Raw genomic sequence first — 1,562 nt, forward strand, 5'->3', positions numbered from 1 at the left:
AGTGCGCGTGGAGAACCGGAATTGCCCCCCGCTGGTGAGTCCCTCGCCCGCCGTCCGCCTGCTCCGGATCCTGCCCAACGTGGAGGTGCCCGTTCGGATCGAAACGGGCGCGACGGAGATCATCCGCCTGCCTCCGGCCACGCTCACCCTCCAGCGCCGGGAGGATGGGATCCGGGCGGCGGCCTATGGGATGGGCTTCGATCTCCCCATCGAAGGCTTGACGGCGGCTGAATGGGATGGGGCCGATCTGCCCTCCGGACCCCATGCCATCTCGCTGCGCCCGGGGGAGCGGCACATCCTCCGGGTGCGCTGCCGGTAGCATGTAAGATCCCCCGGGCTTCGGACGTCTCATGAGTAGAGCGCCCTGACCGCAGGGCCACACCGGTGGAAGCCGGATCGCCCGGCGGTCTGCGCGCGGCGGGGGATCGGCGCAGCCAGGCCAGCGAAAACCGGAGGGGATATCCTACCAGGCAGGAACCTGCCGGCGGAGAGAAGACGTAACTTCTTTGCCGGAATGGGCGATATAACTTCTATTCGATTGGATCCATGGGGGACGCTATGGAGACTCCTGGCGATAGCGGTGGATGTTCGGATCCGCCGTCCGTCGGGCTCTGAACGCGCCGAAGGTTCGGGACGCTGTCCCGATGTTTGACGCCGGAAGAAACGGACGCACGGCTCGACCCCTCTTCCTCCGGATCGCCGAACCGATGCTTCCCCTCCACCCATGATCCTGCGTAGGAACCTTCCTCAAGCGCTCATCCACGGCCGCTCGAAAATGATTTTCCAATCCCAACTCAAGGAGGGGTCAATGTTCACCGTTCGTTTCTTCCGTTATGGATTTGGATTCTTGCTCCTGGGGCTTCTGGCAGCATGCCAGTCGATCCCAACCGTTAAGCCCGCTACGGTTGCGTTGCCCACTCCTATCCCTGACTCCATGCCCCCTACCCCGACGGCCACGAAGACGCTCACACCGGCCCCCAGCCCCTCACCGACCTCCTCGCCATGTGCGCCGGTGCCATCCGGCATCGTCGCATGGTATCCGGAGAATGGAAGCGCGCTCGGCATTGTGGGCCCCAATCCATCGGCAACCAACGCGATCACCTTCGTCCCGGGTATGGTCGGTCCAGGCGTGACGTTTGGCACGGGTGGCTACATTGAGATCCCACACTCACCGGCGCTCGCCAATCAGCAGTTCACCATCGACGCGTGGGCCAAGCCCAACGGCGCGGGGCCGAACAATGACTTCCTGGGCAGCGTCATCGTGCAGAAAGGATGGATGCCGCCAGCCGGATACATGACCGTATCGCTCTCCCTTTGGTGGAGCGCACAACAGCAGAAGTTCATCTTCGGATTTGGCAGCATAAGCACAGACCTGATCCCTTCGACCTCGACGTTCCCGCCCGGCCAGTTCTACCACGTCGCAGCGACCTACGATGGCAATACCTTCAAGCTCTACGTCAACGGCGCGCTTGAAGGGACGATGGCCCTGACCAAGACCATCCCTTACGATCCTTCGATTCCCTGGACCATCGGCTCGACGGCGGCTCCGATTCGCGCCGTCG

Annotated in this window: 2 protein-coding genes; both read left to right on the forward strand. The window is 63.3% G+C overall.

The features are described 5' to 3' along the window. A partial coding sequence (locus tag VAE54_RS04355; protein WP_322800717.1) for a hypothetical protein occupies nt 1–319 on the forward strand: 319 nt, incomplete at its 5' end. A gap of 489 nt (nt 320–808) precedes the next feature. Continuing rightward, nucleotides 809–1,562 (forward strand): LamG domain-containing protein (locus VAE54_RS04360; RefSeq protein ID WP_322800718.1); only part of this gene is annotated, 754 nt, incomplete at its 3' end.

The sequence above is a fragment of the Thermoflexus sp. genome (genome assembly GCF_034432235.1).
Lineage (GTDB): Bacteria > Chloroflexota > Anaerolineae > Thermoflexales > Thermoflexaceae > Thermoflexus.